This is a genomic window from Flavobacterium sp. AK-301 (assembly GCF_058310215.1).
Genome location: NZ_JBZEES010000003.1, coordinates 59032 through 77797, shown reverse-complemented (window position 1 = coordinate 77797; position 18766 = coordinate 59032). Strand labels below are relative to the sequence as shown.

The following is an 18766-nucleotide window of genomic DNA, read 5'->3' as shown; positions in this document are numbered from 1 at the left end:
CCCATTACAAATACAACAATATGACTCCAAAATACCCCTCTGATTCTATAGCAATACTAACCGATCTTGTTCTCCCTAGTGAAACGAACCCTTTAAACAATCTGTTTGGAGGAGAATTACTAGCCAGAATGGACAGAGCTGCAAGTATTGCCGCAAGAAGACATTCCAGACAGATTGTTGTAACGGCTTCTGTTAACCATGTTGCTTTTAACCGGGCTATTCCTTTAGGAAGTGTTGTAACTATTGAAGCAAAAGTTTCCCGTTGTTTTAAAACCTCTATGGAAGTCTATATTGATGTATGGATTGAGGAAAGAGAATCCGGTATTCGCACTAAAGCAAATGAAGCCATTTACACATTCGTTGCTGTAGATGATCTTGGAAAACCTGTTGAAGTTCCTCTAATAGAACCTCAGACAGAACTTGAAAAGGAACGCTATGACGCTGCTTTAAGAAGAAAACAGCTAAGTTTAGTATTAGCCGGAAAAATGAACCCTCATGATGCTACAGAATTAAAAGCATTATTTTTATAAAAACAGTATTTTTAGACTTTTAGAAATATCTAAACTTACAATAATATAATTTTATCCGGTCAACCAAAGAGACCTGCTTATTTTATTAAAAAAAGAGTCTTGATCAGACTCCTTTTTTATTACATATTAATTAACCATTGTTGTGGGTTCAGCATATTCGTGTTTTGAAGCACCAAAAACTTCAGTACTGTTTTTCCAGTTGCCTGATTGGTATGTATTTTACCTACTTTCTGTTTTATAGATACTTTATCTCCTTTACTTACTGAAACCGTTTCAAGATTCAGGTAAACCGTGATAAAATTCCCATGCTGGATATAAACAGCTCTGTTATTAGCAGATAATATCTGTACGGTTAATACTTCTCCTCCAAATACTGCCCGAGCGGTCATTCCCGGTTCAGTAGTAATTTCGACACCACTGTTATGAACAACTAAAGTCTTCTGGAGTGGATGCGGCTGATCTCCGTAACCTAATGTCAGTAATCCTTTCTCTACCGGCCACGGAAGTTTTCCTCTGTTAGCTCTGAAATCAGCAGCCAGTGCTTTCGCTTCGGGAGTCAGATTGAAAGTTACAGAAGAAGAAGCTGTTTTTGCAGGTTCTTTTTTACCTGCTTTTTTTGCAGCGGCAGCATTTGCAGCGGCAATAGCTTCTCTTATTAGTTTCTGAATCTGTCTGTCAATAGTAGCAGATTCCTGTTGTTTTTTCTTTATATCTGTAAGATATTTTTTCTGATCTTTTTTGATGGTTTTTATTAAAACCTGTTGATTCCCTTTATCTTTCTCTAATGCTGTTTTTTGCTTTTCATTATCCGTGATCAGTCTCTCTTTTACTTTTTTCTGAGTAGCCAGTTTATTATTATATATTACCAGCTTATCAGATTTTACTTTTATCTCATCGCCCTGCATCTTTCTGTAATTAGCATATTGCTTCATATACTGAGCTCTTTTATAAGCCTGCAGGAAGCTTTTTGACGAAAGCAGAAACATTGCTCTGCTTTGTTCTGACCTGCTTTTGTAGGACTTTACGATCATCTGAGCATAATCTTCCTTTAATTTCTGAAGCTCTTTTGTCAGCTCTTGTATTTGGTTCTGATTTTTATGAATATCATTATCCAGAAGATCTGCTTGTTGTTGTGTATTATTTATTAATTTTTCTGTCAGACGTATTTTTGCATTCTGCTCATCAATTTTCGTCAGAACGGACTTCTCTTTGCTTTTTTCTGTCTTTAACAGGCTCTGATATACCTGTATTTCTTTCTGAATCTGCGCTTTACGCTCTTCCAGCTTCTTTTGCTGATCCGACTGACTCCACAACAGACCTGTCATGCAAAAAAGAAATAAACTAAAAAGATACTTTGACATAATTAATAATTTATACAAATTTAATCAATAAAAACTCTTTCATAACCTTCCGGAACACTATATGGAAAAGAAAACTGCTCATCAAAAGTAATCGTATTATAATCTAATTTAATTGTAGTCTCTTTTCCTTTCTGAGAGGCTTCAATAACCATATTTATAGGTAAAATTGCCTGAGAATATTCTTTATGGTTTAAATATGAAACAGTCAGATCTCTCTGAGGACTTATCTGTTCTATTTCCTGTTTTTTGATCAGAAAGTTTCCTGCTTCAAAATAGAAAGTTTTATTGGTATTCCCTTTTGATTTATTCTCCAGCTTATACAACTCATTTTCTATTGAAGATATATATTTTTCTTTCTTTAAATTATCCATTGCTTCTCCTAAAAGCATATTCTGTACTTTATCAAAATCTAATTCTGACCCCAGCCATTTGCTTAAAGTAGTATAATCTCCTTCAAAGAAACTCTTGCCTATTTTTTCATAATACTTCACTTCTTTTGGAGTTATCAATGCTTTTGCCATTGTAATCCCAAGAAATCGGACACTTACCAGAATTGCCTCATCTTTTTTCAGCCTCATCTCAGCAGTTACATTCTGGGACTGTTTATTGTCTTTATAACGTACATTAGCCTTAATATAAAGAGTAGAAAAATCTTTTTTGTTTTTATAATGACTGTTAATTATTTTTGCTGAATTCAAATCTTTATCTGCTCCAACCTCTGCCACAAAAGATTTGGGCTTACAGGAAGCAATCACCAAAAAAATTAATACTGCTATTCCTTTTTTCATTTCTTTTTCTGTTTTAGCAATTGGTCTGCTTTCAGGAAATAACGTTCCTTTTTTACTGTATCTCCCAGTCCGTTGTAAGCTTCTCCTAACTGGACATTAAAATTGATTTCCAGACCTGTATTATCCACTAAGTAATCCAATCCTGTTTCAAGAAAACTTTTTGCTTTTTTATAATTTTTAAGCGCATTATTCGCTAAACCTGCATAATAATATAATTCCGGTTGTAATGGGAAAAAATCTATTGCGGTTGCTGCTTTTTTGGATAAAACCTCAAATTGTTTGCTCTCAGCATAGGATTGAAATAAAAACAACATGGATTCCATATCTTCTGCCTGATTTTCTAAACTCACTTCAAAATAATGAATTGCTTTTGTCCAGTTCTTTTTCTTGAAATAAAACTTTCCTATTTGCTTTGTTACCTGAACTTCAGTATCGTTTTCTAAATAACCTATCGCCTGTTCTAAAGCATAGTCATATTCAGGATTATTACCGGCAAAGATCAGAAATTCATTCAGTATCCTGTGTTTTATCTTTTTATCAACTTTATCACTTGCTAATGCCTGATTCATTGATTGTATTGCTTTCTGAGCATCGTTATTATTCAGATAAAACTTAAATAAACTAACCTGAACCCAATCTGAATTTGGAAGTACTTTTTCCAGTTGTTTTGCAACGGCATACGCTTTTTCTTCCTCATTACTTTCAGAATAAAGAAATATCAAAGAAATATAATTTGATTCTTCTTTTGGGAATTTCTTAATCTGTGCTTCATAGTATTCTTTTTCAGATCCTTGAAATTTTGAACTACTTGAGATTTGCTTTTTATAGATCTCTCTCGCTTGTGATTTTCCGGATGTTTCATCCAGTTCACCAATCAGTTCTAATGCTTTATCAAACTGCTGGGTATACATATAAAGCGATACCAGATCTTCTCTGTATTCTTTATTAAATTCAACCAGCTTTTTGACAACAATAATGGACTGATCATAGTCTTTTGTCTGATAATAAACATCGTATAATCCTACCCAATACCATCTGTTTTTAGGGTCTAAATCTGTTGCTTTCTGAAAAGACTGTCTTGCATTTTCATATTTTTTCTGTGCAAAATAATTTTTCCCTAATTCATTGTATATAATAGCATTATCAGGTTGTAATTGTAAACATTTTTCCAGAGATAAAACTGCCTTATCATAATTCTCTATTGCTTTCTGCTTTAAGGCTTCATAGAAAGCATCTTGAAAATTATCTGTAACAATAGCAACATCTTCCGGTGCTTCCTGTGACAAAACAGTAATCGGATGACAAAACAATCCTACAAAAATTAAACCGGGAAAAAAATATTTAAACACCTTCATATTATTCTACATTAAATCTATTCCAAAACAGAATAATCTCCAATACTTATATTTGTAAACTTACCATCAAAAGAAGCGTGATTTCCAATCATTGCATTATCTAAATTTGCATTCTTTATTTTAGCATAAGTTTGAATCAGACTATTTTTTATCGTACTGTTCTCTACAACACATCCATCTCCTAAAGAAACGTCTGGTCCTATTGTAGCATTTTTAAGCACAACATTTTCTCCAATATAACAAGGCTGAATGATTGTAGCATTCTCTAAAGTTACAGTATCTGAAACTAAATTTTTACCATCCTGATGTAAAAAATTTAGCATACGGGAATTGGTTTCTACAGCAACATTTTTATTACCACAATCCATCCATTCAGACACCGTTCCGGGAACGAATTTAAGACCTTTTATTTTCATATTCTCCAATCCGTCTGTTAACTGATACTCTCCTCCTTTAACAACCTTATTATCCAGCAAATGTTGTAATTCTTTTCTTAAGGTTTCTCCACTCTTAAAATAATAAATCCCGATAATTGCCAAATCAGAAACAAATTCTTTTGGTTTCTCAACAAAATCAATAATTTCATTTTTATCATTTAACTGCACTACGCCAAAAGCGCTCGGATCTTCTACCTGTTTCACCCAGATAACACTGTCTGCCGATGTATCCAAAGAGAAATCGGCACGGAATAACGTATCAGCATATGCCACAACAATGGGTCCTGTCATCGATTCTTTAGCACTCATAATAGCATGTGCGGTTCCTAATGGTTCATCCTGATAATAAATGGTCCCTTTTGCTCCTAACTTTTCTGCAATCAGAACCAAATCTTTTGGAACCTGATTTCCAAAATCTTTATGAATGATAAAAGCTATCTCTTCTATTTTCTGATTAATAACACTCGCTATATCCTCTACCAATCTGTGTACTATTGGTTTTCCTGCTATAGGAATTAATGGTTTTGGGACGGTTAAGGTATGGGGACGTAAACGGGAACCACGTCCTGCCATAGGTACGATTATCTTCATTCTTTCTTTTCTGTTATAATTATATATAGATTAAAAACACCGCTGTTTTTAGTTTATTTTACTCCTGTACTTCCAAAACCTCCTTCACCGCGGGAAGTTTCTGTTAATTCGCTAACTTCTGACCATTCTGCTCTCTCATGTTTCGCAATAATCAGCTGCGCAATACGTTCACCATTTTCTACAACAAAAGGTTCATTGGAAAGGTTAACAAGAATTACACCAATTTCTCCGCGATAGTCGGCATCAACTGTTCCGGGACTATTTAAAACCGTAATCCCTTTTTTAGCAGCCAGTCCGCTTCTTGGTCTTACCTGTGCTTCATAACCTATGGGTAATTCTATAAACAATCCTGTTTTTATAATTGCTCTTTCTAAAGGCTTTAATTCGACCGGACTGTCTAAATTTGCCCTTAAATCCATTCCTGCAGAAGCAATGGTTTCATAATTTGGTAACGGATGTTGTGATGTATTGATAATATTAATAATCATAATCTAAAATTAAATGTTCTACAAAACTAAAAAATTATATCTGTGGTAAACCTGCCATATTATTGTTGTTATAGAGATGCACGGCTGTGCATCTCTACAGCTGTGCATCTCTACTGTGTATACCTATTTATTAAAAATACGCTTCAATGTGCTTTTCTCATTATGATAAATAAAATAAAAAAAGAGAACTAATAATGTAATCCCTATATAATAATTACCTCTAAATCCATAGAATGAAATAACGGAAAATAAAATGGACACTCCTAAATAAGCACTTATCTTTTTTATATCATACGGAATCGGATAAAATCGATTTCCCATAAAATAAGAGATTAGCATCATACTTCCATAAGCTGCAATCGTTGCTACTGCTGAACCTACATAACCCCAAACCGGAATCAGGGAGAAATTAAGTATCAGAGTAATAACTGCTCCTACAATGGAAATATAAGCTCCTACTATTGTTTTATCTACCAGTTTATACCAAACTGACAGATTATGGTAAATTCCTAAAAAGAAATTAGCCACAATTATCAATGGAACAACATCCATTGCTTCCCAATAAGCCGGATTTCTTATCAGCAGTATTTTTAAAATATCTGAAAAAACAATGACTCCCAACAATATAAGCGATCCAAAAATTACAAAATATTTAGTTATCATTGCATACGTTTGTGGTGCGTTTTCATTTTTAGAATAACTAAAGAAAAACGGCTCAATGCCTAATCTGAAAGCAGTACTAAACAAAACCATAAAAACGGCCAGTTTATAACAGGCTGAATAAATACCCACCTGATCTGCCGCAATATCTTTTGGTAAAATATATTCCAATAAGATCTTATCGAAATGTTCATTAATAGCAAAAGCAATTCCGGCAATCATAACCGGTATTGCATATTTTAGCATATTCTTTAACAGTTTAAAATCAAAATGCCACTGAATATGAAAGTAATTAGGAGATAACACTATAAAAGTAGATAAACTGGCTATTACATTCGCTACAAAAATATAACCTACCTGAAAATCTTCAATATATAAGGTGCTTAAAAAACCTTCTGGATTGGATTGTGCTATTTTAGGTAAATAAATTATAAAGAAAATAGTCAATACCAGATTAACAACTACATTTCCTATCTTTATAATTGCATACATTACAGGTCTCTGCAAAGCTCTTAGTTTTGAAAATGGAATAATTACCAAAGCATCTAAAAACAAAATCCAAATCGTGTATGTAATGTATTCTGTATCAATACGTGAAAGATCTGCCAGAATATTTCGATTAATCAAAGCTAAAAACAAAAAGATAGTTGAAGTCCAGAAGATACTCAGAGTAGAGGTTCCAATTACACTCTTCTTATCATGATCGTCATTGTAAAATCTAAAAAAAGCAGTTTCCATTCCATAAGCCAGAATAACATTAAAAAACATCATCCACGCAAAAATAACGGAAACCTTTCCATATTCTTCTGTAGGTAAATATTGGGTGTAGATTGGAACTAGTATAAAACTAAACATTCTGGGCAAAACCGTAGCAAGTCCGTAAATAGCTGTTTGTTTAAAAAGACGTTTATATAGACCCAAAATTTAACCGTTATTTATTTATAAATATGAGATTGGACAAAAATAACCATTTCTTTTGTTTCTTAGGACTGAAACCACCAATAAACACATATTATTTTACTATTTCGATTGAAAATATATTTTATATTTCTCTTTTCTCTTTTTTGATGAAATTAGTAAATACTATTTTTAGATTGTTGAGAAATGGAAATATGTTCTTTTTTTTATTTGTAGCTTTGATAACAGATGTTTTTACTAAAAATACAATACTAAAGTTATAGTTTAAAACACTATACAGTTTATAATGAACAATCTACCGGAACAAAAAATATTCATTGATACAAATTGGGGGCTTTTTATCGGAACTTTTTCTGATAATATTCCTCATCGACATTTTGCTACTCAAATAAGCATTACTATAAATAGAAAAATAACGCTGTTTGACGAAAATAATAACCCTACTGAATACGAAAACTGTATTATTAAAAACAACGCATTACATAATATGAGCTGTCAGGATACTCAATTAATGTTATTAATTTCTCCAACTTCTTCTATAGGACATTATTTAAACTCTGTTTCATCACAGGAAAAGGACATTTCTAATTTTACAAATGACTTTACTTCTAAATTAAAAAAATACGCGCTGGAATATAGTAATTCTGAAATTGATTTTACAATCTTAACGGAAAATATCAGAAAATTATTAAAAACCACCTTATGCGAATGTCCAGATGATGATCATTTTAATGATGACAGAATAAAGACAGCTATTGCTTATCTGGAACAACATTCTAATGAAATAATACCTCTGGAAAAAATAGCAGAAATATGTCATCTTTCTCCTAGCAGGTTTCTACATCTTTTTAAAAAAAAGACCGGAATATCGTATAGAAGAATACAACTATGGAATAAAATCTGGAATTCTTTTAATTACTTAGCAACTCAAAATATAACGAAGACTGCACATCAATTTGGGTTTACAGACAGTGCTCATTATAGCAAAATCTTTAAAGAAACTTTTGGATTTCCACCTAGTTATATTACAAAAAAATAAAAGTTTCAGTTTTCAAATTCTAAAAAAATATTTATATTGCAGGTTACCATCGAGGCTTTTCCGCTTTAATCTTAGGTACGTAACTTCAAGAATACCACATCATGGACATTCAGCAACTTCCTTCTGATTTAAATATTGGCAATGAAAATGATATTCAAATTTTTGATTATTATACTACTAATTCTTCTGTAAAGAATAAGATAATGTTAAATATGAATGTTCTTAGTTTTTTATTAGAAGGAGAAAAAGAGCTCATTGCACAAGATAAAGCAATTCAAATAGATAAAAATCAATTTTTATTATTAAAATCCGGTAATTGTTTAATGACCGAAAATCTTTCTGAAACTAATATATATCGAAGTATATTATTCTTTTTTACTGATGATGTTTTATTGGATTTTTTACAAAAAAATAATATTGAAAAAAACAATAATACAAGGTCAAAACCTTATAAAATATATCAATATGATAGCTACATTCATCATTTTGTAAACAGTCTGATTCAGATAAAACAATATGATAAATCACTCCAGGAAAGTTTATTACAAAGTAAATTTCAGGAAATAATGACTTATTTGTTACACCGAAACGGAGCTGATTTTTTAATTAATATACTCTCTTATCAAGATAGTCAAAGCAGGTATTTTACAGATGTAATAGAAAGTAATAAGCTGAATAATCTGACAATAAAAGAACTTTCTTTTTTGTGTAATATGAGCACTTCTACATTTAAAAGAAATTTTGAACAACGCTATCAAACAAGTCCTATTAAATGGTTTCAGGAAAAAAGATTAGAATATTCTGCTTACTTATTAAATGTAAAAAAGAAACGTCCCATTGATATTTATATGGAAGTTGGGTTTGAAAGTTTATCTGGTTTTATCCAAGCATTCAAAAAAAAATACAATAGTACACCGAAAAAATTTCAAAAAAAATGACCTTTTGTCAACACTTTTAGAACTTTTCAAAATAGCACAAAATGATATAACGAATTAATTTTGTATTATAAACTTAAAAGATTTAAAAGATGAAGAAGATTAATTTAACATTGGTTTGCCTACTATTTACAACAACGTCCTTATTTGCTCAAAAGACATTTACTTTAAGTAGTAAAAATTTAGGCGGACAAGCTACGGAAATAGAAGAATTTAATGGCTTTGGATGCATCGGTAAAAACCAGTCACCTCAATTATCCTGGACTAATGCTCCGGAAGGCACTAAAAGTTTTGCAGTAACCATGTATGATCCAGATGCACCAACGGGGAGTGGCTGGTGGCATTGGGTTGTATTTGATATTCCGGCTAACAGCAACGAACTGGTAATAAATGCAGGAAATATAGCCTTAAATCTTGCTCCTAAAGGAGCTATTCAGAGTATTACAGATTATGGTGTGGCAGGATATGGTGGACCTTGTCCTCCTGAAAATCATGGTTTTCATCAATATATAATTACTGTACACGCTTTAAAAATAGACAAACTGGGTTTAGATGCTACTACAAATCCAGCAATTGTAGGATATAATCTATCAATGAATACTATTGCTAAAGCAAGTATTGTAACATATTATAAAAAATAAACTGATAAATTTTACAATAAAAAAGCCGATAAAACTTAGTTTTACCGGCTTTTTTATTGTAAAATTATTTAAGGATTATCCGTTTAATGCTTCTGCACCACCGACAATCTCTAAAATTTCATTTGTAATGGCAGCCTGACGGGCTTTATTATAAGTCAGTTTCAGCTGATCTCTCAGTTCAGTTGCATTATCGGTTGCTTTATGCATTGCTGTCATACGAGCACCATGTTCTGAAGCAAAAGAATCTCTAATCGCTTTATATAATTGTGTTTTTAAAGATCGTGGGATTAATTCCTCTACGATTTGTTCTTTTGACGGTTCAAAAATATAATCAACAGTTGTTTCAGCTACTTCACTTACTATTGGAACAATTGGCAAAAACGGTTCGTTCATAACGATCTGAGTGGCTGCATTTTTGAACTGATTGTATACCAATTCGATTTTATCATAGCTTCCGTCAACAAATAACTGCATTAATTTCTCTGCAATTGAAGCAACATCATCAAAATGTAAATGATCGTAAATATCATTATTACTGATAATTACTTTATCTGTTTTGCTGATAATATCATTTCCTTTTTTACCAATGGTAACAAAATCTACCTGCTTATCTGGGTAAACAGATTGTTTTATGTTTTTAGCTTCTTTAATAATATTAGCATTAAAGGCTCCACATAACCCTCTGTTAGAAGTGATTACAACTAAAAGAACTTTGTTTACTTCTCTCTGATCAGCATATTTACTACCATTGTCTCCTTCTAAAGTTGCACTCAGATTTTGTAACAATTCTGTTAGTTTTTCAGCATAAGGACGCATTGCTGTAATGGCATCTTGTGCCTTTTTTAGCTTTGCAGCAGAAACCATTTTCATCGCACTTGTAATCTGCATTGTCGATGAAACGGAAGCAATTCTATTACGGATTTCCTTTAAGTTTGCCATTTGATTGATATAGTATTGAGTAATGAGAATTAAGAATTGAGATCTTCTCTCACTACTCAATTCTCATTACTAAAATCTTAAATTATTTATATTTCGCTGATACTTCTTTTGCTACTTTTTCTAAAACATCAGTAATTTCATCTGTGAATTTACCTGCTTTTAGAGCATTAAGAGTCTCTCTGTGTTTATTATTTAAGAATTCTAAATAATCTTTTTCAAATTCTTTTACTTTTTGAACAGGAACTGTTCTCAATAGATTTTTAGAACCGGCATAAATAATCGCCACTTGATCTTCAACTGTATACGGATCATTGATTGCCTGTTTCAGGATCTCAACGTTGCGTCTTCCTTTTTCAATAACATTTAAAGTAACTGCATCTAAATCAGAACCGAATTTAGCAAATGCTTCCAATTCACGGAATTGTGCCTGATCCAGTTTTAATGTTCCTGCTACTTTTTTCATTGATTTAATCTGAGCGTTACCACCTACACGAGATACAGAAATACCTACGTTAATAGCCGGTCTTACACCAGAGTTAAATAAATCTGATTCTAAGAAGATCTGACCATCAGTAATCGAAATTACGTTAGTTGGAATATACGCAGAAACGTCACCAGCCTGTGTTTCAATAATCGGTAAAGCAGTAAGAGAACCTCCTCCTTTAACGATCGGTTTCAGTGAATCTGGTAAATCGTTCATGTTTTTAGCAATATCGTCATCTGCAATTACCTTAGCAGCACGTTCTAATAATCTTGAGTGAAGATAGAAAACGTCTCCAGGATATGCTTCACGTCCCGGTGGACGACGTAATAATAATGATACTTCACGATATGCAACTGCTTGTTTAGATAAATCATCATAAACAATCAAAGCAGGACGACCAGTATCACGGAAATACTCACCGATTGCAGCACCTGCAAAAGGAGCATACACCTGCATTGGAGCAGGATCGGAAGCGTTAGCTGCAACAATCACAGTATAAGCCATAGCGCCTTTTTCTTCTAATGTTTTTGCAATAGCAGCAACTGTAGAAGCTTTTTGTCCAATAGCAACATATATACAAAACACGGGTTTACCTGCGTCATAAAATTCTTTTTGATTTAAGATGGTATCCAAACAAACAGTTGTTTTACCTGTCTGACGGTCACCAATAACCAATTCTCTTTGTCCACGACCTACAGGGATCATAGCGTCTACTGCTTTTACTCCTGTTTGTAATGGTTCAGTAACCGGCTGACGGAAAATAACTCCCGGTGCTTTACGTTCTAAAGGCATTTCATATAGTTCTCCTCCTATTGGTCCTTTTCCATCAATCGGGAAACCAAGTGTGTTTACTACACGACCTACCATTTCTTCCCCTACTCTAAGGGATGCAATACGTTGTGTTCTTTTTGCAGTTGATCCTTCACTGATACCTACAGATGGTCCTAAAAGTACGACACCAACGTTGTCTTCTTCAAGATTAAGTACCATTCCTTCCATACCATTTTCGAACTCTACCAACTCTCCGTACTGAACATTGGATAACCCGTAAACACGAGCAATACCGTCACCCACCTGAAGTACTGTACCTACTTCTTCTAGCGTAGCACCAAATTCAAAATCTGATAATTGCTTTTTTAATATTGCTGAAATCTCAGCAGGTTTAATTTCCGCCATCTTAATTTATAATTTATACACTCATTCGTGTGGTAAAACTAATTACTAAATTCTCTTTTTAATATTTGTAATCTGTTTGCTATAGAAGCATTATATTGTTTATCGCCTATTCTCAAAATAAAACCTCCTATGATCAGGGGATCTACAATATTCTGAATAATAATCGATTTATTTGAAAACTCTTTTATTTTAGCTAAAACTTTTGTTTCTATATCAGAAGTAATTGGAAAAGCTGTTGTTACTTTAACTATTTCTATGTTTTTTTCCTGATCAAATAAAATACTGTATTGTTTTGCTATTTGTTCTAAAATTTCAAATCTTTTATTACTTAACAGTAAGCGGAATAATCCCTTGGTCTCTGCATTGATTCCTGAGAAAACTTCCTGTAAGGCATTTGCTTTTACTTCGACTCTTATAGTAGGATTCTGAATGAAATCATTCAGTTCTTTATTATCTTTTATTGTTGAGGCAATTAATACCATATCATTATTAATCTCCTGAGTAACTCCTTTTGAATTAGCTCTGTCTAAAATTGCCTTTGCATAGCGAATAGCTGCTCTTGTATTTGACATAATGAATTAGTTTAGCGTAACAACACCTAACATTTTCTCTACTAGCTTTACCTGAGATTCTTTGTTAGATAATTCTTCTTTCAATAACTTTTCAGCGATCTCAAGAGAAAGGGTTGATACTTGTGCTTTTAATTCAACCATAGCTGCATTTTTTTCACCTTGGATAGCCACTTTTGCCTGCTCAATCATACGGTCACTTTGTAGTTGTGCTTCCTGTTTTGCATCTGCAATCATTTTATCTTTCATTTCACGGGCATCTTTTAAAAGACCGTCACGTTCTGCACGTGCTTCCTGTAAAATACGTTCGTTATCTGCTTTAAGATTCTGCATCTCTTTACGAGCTGCTTCTGCAGAAGCTAATGCTGTATTAATTGATTCTTCTCTACTTTTTACTGCTCCCAGTATAGGTTTCCATGCATATTTCTTTAGTAAGAAAAAGAAAACAATAAAAATAGTTGTTGTCCAAAAAATTAAACTCTCAGGTGCTACAAAATTCATATTATATTAGCTTTAATTTGTTTTTTTTAATGTAAGATATTATCCTGTAACCAACCGTTACAGGATAATATATTTTTTCAAAAATTATTTTGCGATTAGTGCAACAACCACAGCAAACAAAGCAACACCTTCGATAAGTGCAGCAGAGATAATCATTGCAGTCTGAATTTTTGAAGCTGCTTCAGGTTGACGAGCAATAGCATCCATTGCAGATCCACCAATTTTTCCGATACCAATTCCTGCTGCTAAAGCAGCAATTCCAGCACCAATTCCAGCTAAAATCATAGTAAAAAATTTATATAGTTAATAAATAAAACTCAAATAATTAATGATGGTCTTCCACTGCCTGCCCTATAAATAATGCTGATAACAGTGTAAACACATATGCCTGTAAAGCTGCCACTAATATTTCTAAAGCACTCATAAATAACACAAATGCTCCTGACACGGGTGAAATGAATACAGACTGGAATATAAATATTAATGAAACTAAACTTAAAATGATAATGTGACCTGCGGTAATGTTAGCAAATAAACGAATCATTAATGCTACAGGTTTTGTAAACATTCCCATAATTTCTACAGGAATCATGATTGGTGCTAACCAAAATGGTACACCTGGTGTATTGAATATATGTCCCCAGTAATTTTTATTACCGCTAAATATCGTAATTAAAAACGTAAGCATTGCCATAACGAATGTAAACGCAATATTTCCTGTCAGGTTTGAACTAAATGGAAAGAAAGGAATCAGTCCAAATAAGTTATTTACCCAGATAACAAAAAACACAGTTAACAGGTAAGGCATGAATTTTTCATATTTTTCTTTTCCAATATTAGGAACAGCGATCTCGTCTCTTACAAATATTACCAATGGTTCAAGGAAACCTGATAATCCTTTCGGAGCTCCGCTGTTTTTCTTATAAGATCGTGCTACGGCTGTAAACAAGACTAATATTAAAATTACAGATAATACTAGCGAGAATACATTTTTTGTAATTGAGAAGTTTATGGGTCTTTTTGAAAAATCTAAAATTGAAGGTGCTTCAATATGCCCTCCTTCATTCTTATCTGTAAAAGCACTTGCATAATAAATATTTCCATGATATCTAACAAACTGTTGTCCTTCTTTTTCTACTACTACTGAAGCAGTATCATCATGATGAAATTCGCTTGATAAAAAAGTAACTAATCTATTATCTGTCCAAAGAATAATCGGAAGAGGTAAAGAATAGGATTGACCGTCCCAATCTAAAATATGAAAATCATGAGAGTCAGCAATATGGTGCTGAATTAACTCTGTTGCATCAAAATCTGCAGATTCTTTGTCGTGATTTTGATTTTCATCAGTTGCCATTGTAATAAAAGGCATCAAGATCATCAATAAGGCAGATAAATACTTCATGAATTTTTTTGCGGTCATCATTTTTTACTTAAAAATTGGAAATTATAGTCTGTAAAATTTGGTGCAAAGGTAAAATATTTAATTTATAATCAACGGCTAATGAGAAAAAAAAATGCAGACTATTATCTTACTATAAATCAACCGATTCACTATTCTTGATTTTGCAACAGTTTAACTACGAAAACGGTTTCGAAAAACAGATATAAAAAATAGGGTATAAAGAAAGCAATTATATCAGCAACATAGGATCTGTCACCTTTCATTATAATCGGTAATAAAAATAAAATGGAGAATATCATCTTAAAGACGCTACCTGCCATAAAAGCATATCCTGTATATTCAGAAAAAAGCTTATTAATGTATAAAACAGAGAAATATAACAATGTTGTTACTAGAAACAGAAAGCCATAGATCAAAACAGCATTATAATAAAACGCCTGATCTCTCAGAGCATATTCCATTATGAAATACTGGATACTTCCTGTGAAAAGAGTAAAAAGAATATGGTATTTTAAGAATTTTAATACTTCTGATTTCATTAATTATTGTGGTTCTAAATTTAATTTTTTTTATTCATATCCTGTAACTGTTTTATAACTATAAATAAAGAAAGAAAAACAGCTAATAATGAACAAAAAACAGTAAAGCCAGAAAAATTATTTGGGAGCTTTTTATCAAGCCAGACTCCCAAATAAGTTCCTGCACCAATAATCACTCCCATCTGAAGTGCTATTCCTGAAAATCGAATATACTGATTAAGCGGTTTTCCCTGCTGGTTTTTCAATTTCTCTCTGATTAAGTGGCTTTGAACCATCTTTCATTTTACATGAAGTTACAACAAACTGAGCTCCAGGCTCTACAGATAGTTTACCAATAAGAACTTCTCCTTGCATTTGTGCTGTTGATTTTACATTCAAAATCTCTGAAACATCGATTTTGCCGACAAACTTGCCTTCAATATCTGCATTTGCGCATATAATATCTCCTATTACTTTTCCTGTAGATCCTATAACTACTTTTCCTGTAGATTTAAAATTTCCTATTAAATCTCCGTCTATTCTGAAATCAGCCTGTGAGGTAATATTCCCCTCCATTATTGTTCCTTCTACAATTCTGTTTATTTTTCCGGAAAGATCTGTTGTGTTTTTTTTATTCGATTTATCAAACATTTTTATTTATTTTTAAATTCTAGGTATTGGGTGAAATTCTTTTTAATTTGAACAATTTTATAATTATCATTTGAGATAACGTATGCAGTATCTGTTATCTTATATTTTTTGTTTTCTTTTAATAATGTTGAAACAAATCCGTTTGCTTCTTCTTCTATATTAAATCCATGTATTACAATAAATTTTTCATCTGTCATATAATTATCTAATGATAATTTTAGATTATAATATTTCTGATCTGCAATAAATTTGGTTAACTGTTCCTCTATGTGTTTTATTTTATTTCCATCATTCGCTTCTATTTTATAAATTACTTTCCAACTAATCACCGGAAACTGATCAAATTCCAGTTTCTCTAATTGAGGAATGTCATTTTTAAGTAAATCTATCGCTTGTTTTCCTTCATCGCTATTCGGATAATTCAGAGCAATTGAACTAAGTGCCGTTTTATACTCTTCTAGTCCTTTTAATTTACCGATTGTATTTGCTCTTAGCAATTCATATTTTGAAATAATATCATCCGCAGAAAACTGTTCTATCAACGGATCTATCTCATTTAAAACAGTCTTATAGTCTTCTTGTTCGTATTTCTTATACAACTTAACATATACTACCTCGGGATCATTTAACGAGGCTATAATATTTCCTCCCGGATTACTTATGATCTGAGCATATCTTGTTCCCGGATATTTACTCAGTATATTCTGTTTAACCTGCTCTGCTTTGTTTTTATCTATGATCTCATATATCTTATAAAGATTATATGTTGTTGGAAGTATTAATCGCTCTTCCGGATGATAGGTCAGCAATTTCTCTAACTTATCGGCGGCTAAATTATATTCTTTAAATTTATCTTTATAAATCAACCCCAGTTGATAGTAAGCGAAATTTCGCTCTCGATTAATACTGTCTATTTTTCTCGGTTCTGTCAGTAACTGATCTAAATAGTATTGTACAGTATATTTAATGTTTTCTTCTTCTTTGACATCTGATACAGGAATATCATGAGCAGTATTATCTTCTTCCAAATCAAATACAGTTTGTATTTTTGATCTTCTCCAGTTATTCTTTAACGTTCTGTTTCCCCATTTTTTCTTAAACTCACTCTTACCATATGCCACAGTTGCTGGATTATAAAAGAAGAATGAACTTGACGACGAACCTCCTCCTATGAAACTCTGAACAGAATTATTAGAACTGGAAACAATAGTTTTGGCATTCTTTTTAAGAAAATCTTCTTTTTTGATCTTATCTATATATTTTTGAAAATATTTGATTTTTTCTGTTTCTGACAGCGCAACAACATTTAAAATACTGTCATTTACTTTTGCTACATCTTCATATTTAATAACATCAACAAGATCTTCTCTTCTCTTTTTAATATCTCTGTGCTCTCTTGTTTTAGAACTCATGTTAACCAGAGTACTGTCATAATACTGACCTGCAAGAGGATAATTTGCCTTATCAAAATTTATTATTGCAAAATTTCTGTAATTGGATGCTTTTAAATAAGTATCTTCTGATGGGGAACGTAATGATCTATTGTAATAAACAGCTGCTAAGGAGTCTTTATCCTGTTTTTGATAAAATAACCCTACCTGATGGTTCAGTATATCTAAATAAGGTCGGTTTTCTCTGTCTTTTAATAAATCATTATATTTTTTTATAAAGGCTTCTTTGTCGCCATTCTCAAAATCAAAATACTGAGCTTGTTTTGCATGCGCCTGTATAACGTATCTTCTCGGAGATCTTCTTTTCATTTCAATAACCGACTGATAGGCAATATAAGCACTGTCTTGTTTATTAACTTCTTCATAAAGCTGACCTAGAATGAATCGGTATCTTGCTTTTTCTTCATTTGATTTTGTAAATTCTGTAGCTTTTTTTATACTAACTACAGCGCTATCTTTATTTTCTATATTTAAATATGCCTGAGTCAGAATAGCATTTGCATCGGCAACTGTCTGGTCTTTAAACCGAATATCATTTAATAATTTTTTAAGGTTTTTTATCGCCAGTTCGTTATAATCCATTCGGATATTTGTTTTTTCCCTCCAGACTTTCACTTCATAAATCTTATCGCTGTTAGAATACTTATACAGAATATAATTAAATGCTTCTAATGCCGGTATAAAACGTTGTTCATAATATCTTGCTTTTCCCAACAGTAAATGAGCCTCATCCATTTGTGGGTTTTTCTCATTTCCGGCAATATTCATTGAATGTTTTTGGATTGCTTTTACTGCTTTTTCTTCTGCTTTTATAAAATCGCCACTCTTAGTACTGTCTGCATAGATTGTTATTTCTTCCTTTACATGGAGCCTTTCTACGGGTAAAATCTCCCAAAAATTGTCTTTATATTCCGTTTTCAGACTCTGAATTCCTTTTTCCAGAGCAATATTTCCATTATATAAAATATTAAACTCTGTCGTAACCGCATGATAATTACGACTTACAAAAGTATCTTTTTTGGTAGAACAGGCTATCAAAACTAAGAGAAATCCGATAAGGACAGAATATTTAAGCGTACTGGTTCTCAATATAAAACGTATTATGTTCTAAAACTTTTAAAAACTTCATTTATTACAAACGAGGGGGTAAAAATACGTTTCTTTTTGATATTCTAGAAATTATAAAAGGCTTTTATATCTATAAAATTTATCAGACACCATATAAATATGAATATTATAACCTTATTTTATTAAAATTTTGTTTTATTTAACGATACAATGTTTTAAATTTTAAATAGCAAAAAAATCTTCTAGTTCCTTTAATGTTTC

The 18766-nt window shown here is 32.1% G+C and carries 20 protein-coding genes; 4 read left to right on the top strand and 16 right to left on the bottom strand.

What is annotated here, in order from left to right; genetic code table 11:
• Positions 1–20: 20 nt before the first annotated feature.
• Entirely contained in the window at positions 21–530 is a 510-nt protein-coding gene (locus tag AC4FQX_RS06210; RefSeq protein WP_491166813.1) for an acyl-CoA thioesterase, read from the top strand.
• A 119-nt stretch (positions 531–649) separates the two neighbouring features.
• On the opposite strand, the gene AC4FQX_RS06205 is transcribed toward AC4FQX_RS06210, so the two are convergent.
• The 6 genes from AC4FQX_RS06205 to AC4FQX_RS06180 all read right to left on the bottom strand — a co-directional run bounded on the left by AC4FQX_RS06205 (position 650) and on the right by AC4FQX_RS06180 (position 7131).
• Positions 650–1891: a murein hydrolase activator EnvC family protein gene (locus AC4FQX_RS06205; protein ID WP_491166812.1), complete on the bottom strand. Its 1242-nt coding sequence runs from the start codon at positions 1889–1891 to the stop codon at positions 650–652.
• A 20-nt stretch (positions 1892–1911) separates the two neighbouring features.
• Complete coding sequence (lolB1, locus tag AC4FQX_RS06200; RefSeq protein WP_491166811.1) at positions 1912–2679, bottom strand: lipoprotein insertase outer membrane protein LolB1; 768 nt, start codon at positions 2677–2679, stop codon at positions 1912–1914.
• Positions 2676–4034, bottom strand: a complete 1359-nt coding sequence (locus AC4FQX_RS06195) for a tetratricopeptide repeat protein (protein ID WP_491166810.1) — start codon at positions 4032–4034, stop codon at positions 2676–2678. Before AC4FQX_RS06195 ends, lolB1 begins: the two co-directional genes overlap by 4 nt.
• 17 nt (positions 4035–4051) lie before the next feature.
• Positions 4052–5062, bottom strand: coding sequence for a sugar phosphate nucleotidyltransferase (locus AC4FQX_RS06190; protein ID WP_491166809.1), 1011 nt, complete (start codon positions 5060–5062; stop codon positions 4052–4054).
• Between the two features lie 53 nt (positions 5063–5115).
• Entirely contained in the window at positions 5116–5550 is a 435-nt protein-coding gene (dut, locus tag AC4FQX_RS06185; protein ID WP_491166808.1) for a dUTP diphosphatase, read from the bottom strand.
• A gap of 123 nt (positions 5551–5673) precedes the next feature.
• The gene (locus tag AC4FQX_RS06180; protein WP_491166807.1) at positions 5674–7131 is read right to left on the bottom strand and encodes a lipopolysaccharide biosynthesis protein; all 1458 of its coding nucleotides are present in this window, start codon (positions 7129–7131) and stop codon (positions 5674–5676) included.
• A gap of 283 nt (positions 7132–7414) precedes the next feature.
• On the opposite strand from AC4FQX_RS06180, the gene AC4FQX_RS06175 reads away from it, so the two are divergent.
• The 3 genes from AC4FQX_RS06175 to AC4FQX_RS06165 all read left to right on the top strand — a co-directional run bounded on the left by AC4FQX_RS06175 (position 7415) and on the right by AC4FQX_RS06165 (position 9743).
• A complete protein-coding gene (locus AC4FQX_RS06175; RefSeq protein WP_491166806.1) occupies positions 7415–8167 on the top strand; it encodes a helix-turn-helix domain-containing protein in 753 nt (250 codons plus the stop codon).
• Between the two features lie 101 nt (positions 8168–8268).
• The gene (locus AC4FQX_RS06170; RefSeq protein WP_491166805.1) at positions 8269–9105 is read left to right on the top strand and encodes a helix-turn-helix domain-containing protein; all 837 of its coding nucleotides are present in this window, start codon (positions 8269–8271) and stop codon (positions 9103–9105) included.
• Between the two features lie 89 nt (positions 9106–9194).
• Complete coding sequence (locus tag AC4FQX_RS06165) at positions 9195–9743, top strand: YbhB/YbcL family Raf kinase inhibitor-like protein (RefSeq protein WP_491166804.1); 549 nt, start codon at positions 9195–9197, stop codon at positions 9741–9743.
• A gap of 75 nt (positions 9744–9818) precedes the next feature.
• Here AC4FQX_RS06165 and atpG read toward each other — a convergent pair whose 3' ends face one another.
• The 10 genes from atpG to porW all read right to left on the bottom strand — a co-directional run bounded on the left by atpG (position 9819) and on the right by porW (position 18526).
• Positions 9819–10682, bottom strand: a complete 864-nt coding sequence (gene atpG, locus AC4FQX_RS06160; protein ID WP_491166803.1) for an ATP synthase F1 subunit gamma — start codon at positions 10680–10682, stop codon at positions 9819–9821.
• Between the two features lie 82 nt (positions 10683–10764).
• Positions 10765–12342 (bottom strand): F0F1 ATP synthase subunit alpha, encoded by a 1578-nt coding sequence (gene atpA, locus AC4FQX_RS06155; RefSeq protein ID WP_491166802.1) that lies wholly within the window; start codon positions 12340–12342, stop codon positions 10765–10767.
• A 38-nt stretch (positions 12343–12380) separates the two neighbouring features.
• Positions 12381–12914 (bottom strand): ATP synthase F1 subunit delta, encoded by a 534-nt coding sequence (atpH, locus tag AC4FQX_RS06150; protein ID WP_491166801.1) that lies wholly within the window; start codon positions 12912–12914, stop codon positions 12381–12383.
• Positions 12915–12920: 6 nt separating this feature from the next.
• On the bottom strand, positions 12921–13412 hold the full coding sequence (locus AC4FQX_RS06145; RefSeq protein WP_491166800.1) for a F0F1 ATP synthase subunit B: 492 nt from the start codon (positions 13410–13412) through the stop codon (positions 12921–12923).
• Positions 13413–13496: 84 nt separating this feature from the next.
• A complete protein-coding gene (atpE, locus tag AC4FQX_RS06140) occupies positions 13497–13697 on the bottom strand; it encodes an ATP synthase F0 subunit C (protein WP_133712667.1) in 201 nt (66 codons plus the stop codon).
• A gap of 40 nt (positions 13698–13737) precedes the next feature.
• Positions 13738–14835 carry a F0F1 ATP synthase subunit A gene (gene atpB, locus AC4FQX_RS06135; protein WP_491167149.1) on the bottom strand — a complete coding sequence of 366 codons (1098 nt, stop codon included), beginning with the start codon at positions 14833–14835 and terminating at the stop codon, positions 13738–13740.
• Positions 14836–14966: 131 nt separating this feature from the next.
• Positions 14967–15356 carry a hypothetical protein gene (locus AC4FQX_RS06130; RefSeq protein WP_491166799.1) on the bottom strand — a complete coding sequence of 130 codons (390 nt, stop codon included), beginning with the start codon at positions 15354–15356 and terminating at the stop codon, positions 14967–14969.
• 20 nt (positions 15357–15376) lie between these two features.
• Complete coding sequence (locus AC4FQX_RS06125; protein WP_491166798.1) at positions 15377–15601, bottom strand: AtpZ/AtpI family protein; 225 nt, start codon at positions 15599–15601, stop codon at positions 15377–15379.
• A complete protein-coding gene (locus tag AC4FQX_RS06120; protein ID WP_491166797.1) occupies positions 15573–15986 on the bottom strand; it encodes a bactofilin family protein in 414 nt (137 codons plus the stop codon). The genes AC4FQX_RS06125 and AC4FQX_RS06120 overlap by 29 nt, the downstream gene beginning before the upstream one ends.
• Positions 15987–15988: 2 nt before the next feature.
• Positions 15989–18526 carry a type IX secretion system periplasmic lipoprotein PorW/SprE gene (gene porW / locus AC4FQX_RS06115; RefSeq protein ID WP_491166796.1) on the bottom strand — a complete coding sequence of 846 codons (2538 nt, stop codon included), beginning with the start codon at positions 18524–18526 and terminating at the stop codon, positions 15989–15991.
• Between the last annotated feature and the right edge of the window lie 240 nt (positions 18527–18766).

Coding starts and splice junctions, on each gene's coding strand:
- AC4FQX_RS06165 (WP_491166804.1), top strand. CDS start 9,195: ATGAAGAAGATTAATTTAACATTGGTTTGCCTACTATTTACAACAACG.
- AC4FQX_RS06170 (WP_491166805.1), top strand. CDS start 8,269: ATGGACATTCAGCAACTTCCTTCTGATTTAAATATTGGCAATGAAAAT.
- atpE (WP_133712667.1), bottom strand. CDS start 13,697: ATGATTTTAGCTGGAATTGGTGCTGGAATTGCTGCTTTAGCAGCAGGA.
- AC4FQX_RS06195 (WP_491166810.1), bottom strand. CDS start 4,034: ATGAAGGTGTTTAAATATTTTTTTCCCGGTTTAATTTTTGTAGGATTG.
- atpG (WP_491166803.1), bottom strand. CDS start 10,682: ATGGCAAACTTAAAGGAAATCCGTAATAGAATTGCTTCCGTTTCATCG.
- AC4FQX_RS06205 (WP_491166812.1), bottom strand. CDS start 1,891: ATGTCAAAGTATCTTTTTAGTTTATTTCTTTTTTGCATGACAGGTCTG.
- AC4FQX_RS06145 (WP_491166800.1), bottom strand. CDS start 13,412: ATGAATTTTGTAGCACCTGAGAGTTTAATTTTTTGGACAACAACTATT.
- AC4FQX_RS06120 (WP_491166797.1), bottom strand. CDS start 15,986: ATGTTTGATAAATCGAATAAAAAAAACACAACAGATCTTTCCGGAAAA.
- lolB1 (WP_491166811.1), bottom strand. CDS start 2,679: ATGAAAAAAGGAATAGCAGTATTAATTTTTTTGGTGATTGCTTCCTGT.
- AC4FQX_RS06190 (WP_491166809.1), bottom strand. CDS start 5,062: ATGAAGATAATCGTACCTATGGCAGGACGTGGTTCCCGTTTACGTCCC.
- atpA (WP_491166802.1), bottom strand. CDS start 12,342: ATGGCGGAAATTAAACCTGCTGAGATTTCAGCAATATTAAAAAAGCAA.
- AC4FQX_RS06175 (WP_491166806.1), top strand. CDS start 7,415: ATGAACAATCTACCGGAACAAAAAATATTCATTGATACAAATTGGGGG.
- AC4FQX_RS06210 (WP_491166813.1), top strand. CDS start 21: ATGACTCCAAAATACCCCTCTGATTCTATAGCAATACTAACCGATCTT.
- AC4FQX_RS06130 (WP_491166799.1), bottom strand. CDS start 15,356: ATGAAATCAGAAGTATTAAAATTCTTAAAATACCATATTCTTTTTACT.
- dut (WP_491166808.1), bottom strand. CDS start 5,550: ATGATTATTAATATTATCAATACATCACAACATCCGTTACCAAATTAT.
- atpH (WP_491166801.1), bottom strand. CDS start 12,914: ATGTCAAATACAAGAGCAGCTATTCGCTATGCAAAGGCAATTTTAGAC.
- atpB (WP_491167149.1), bottom strand. CDS start 14,835: ATGACCGCAAAAAAATTCATGAAGTATTTATCTGCCTTATTGATGATC.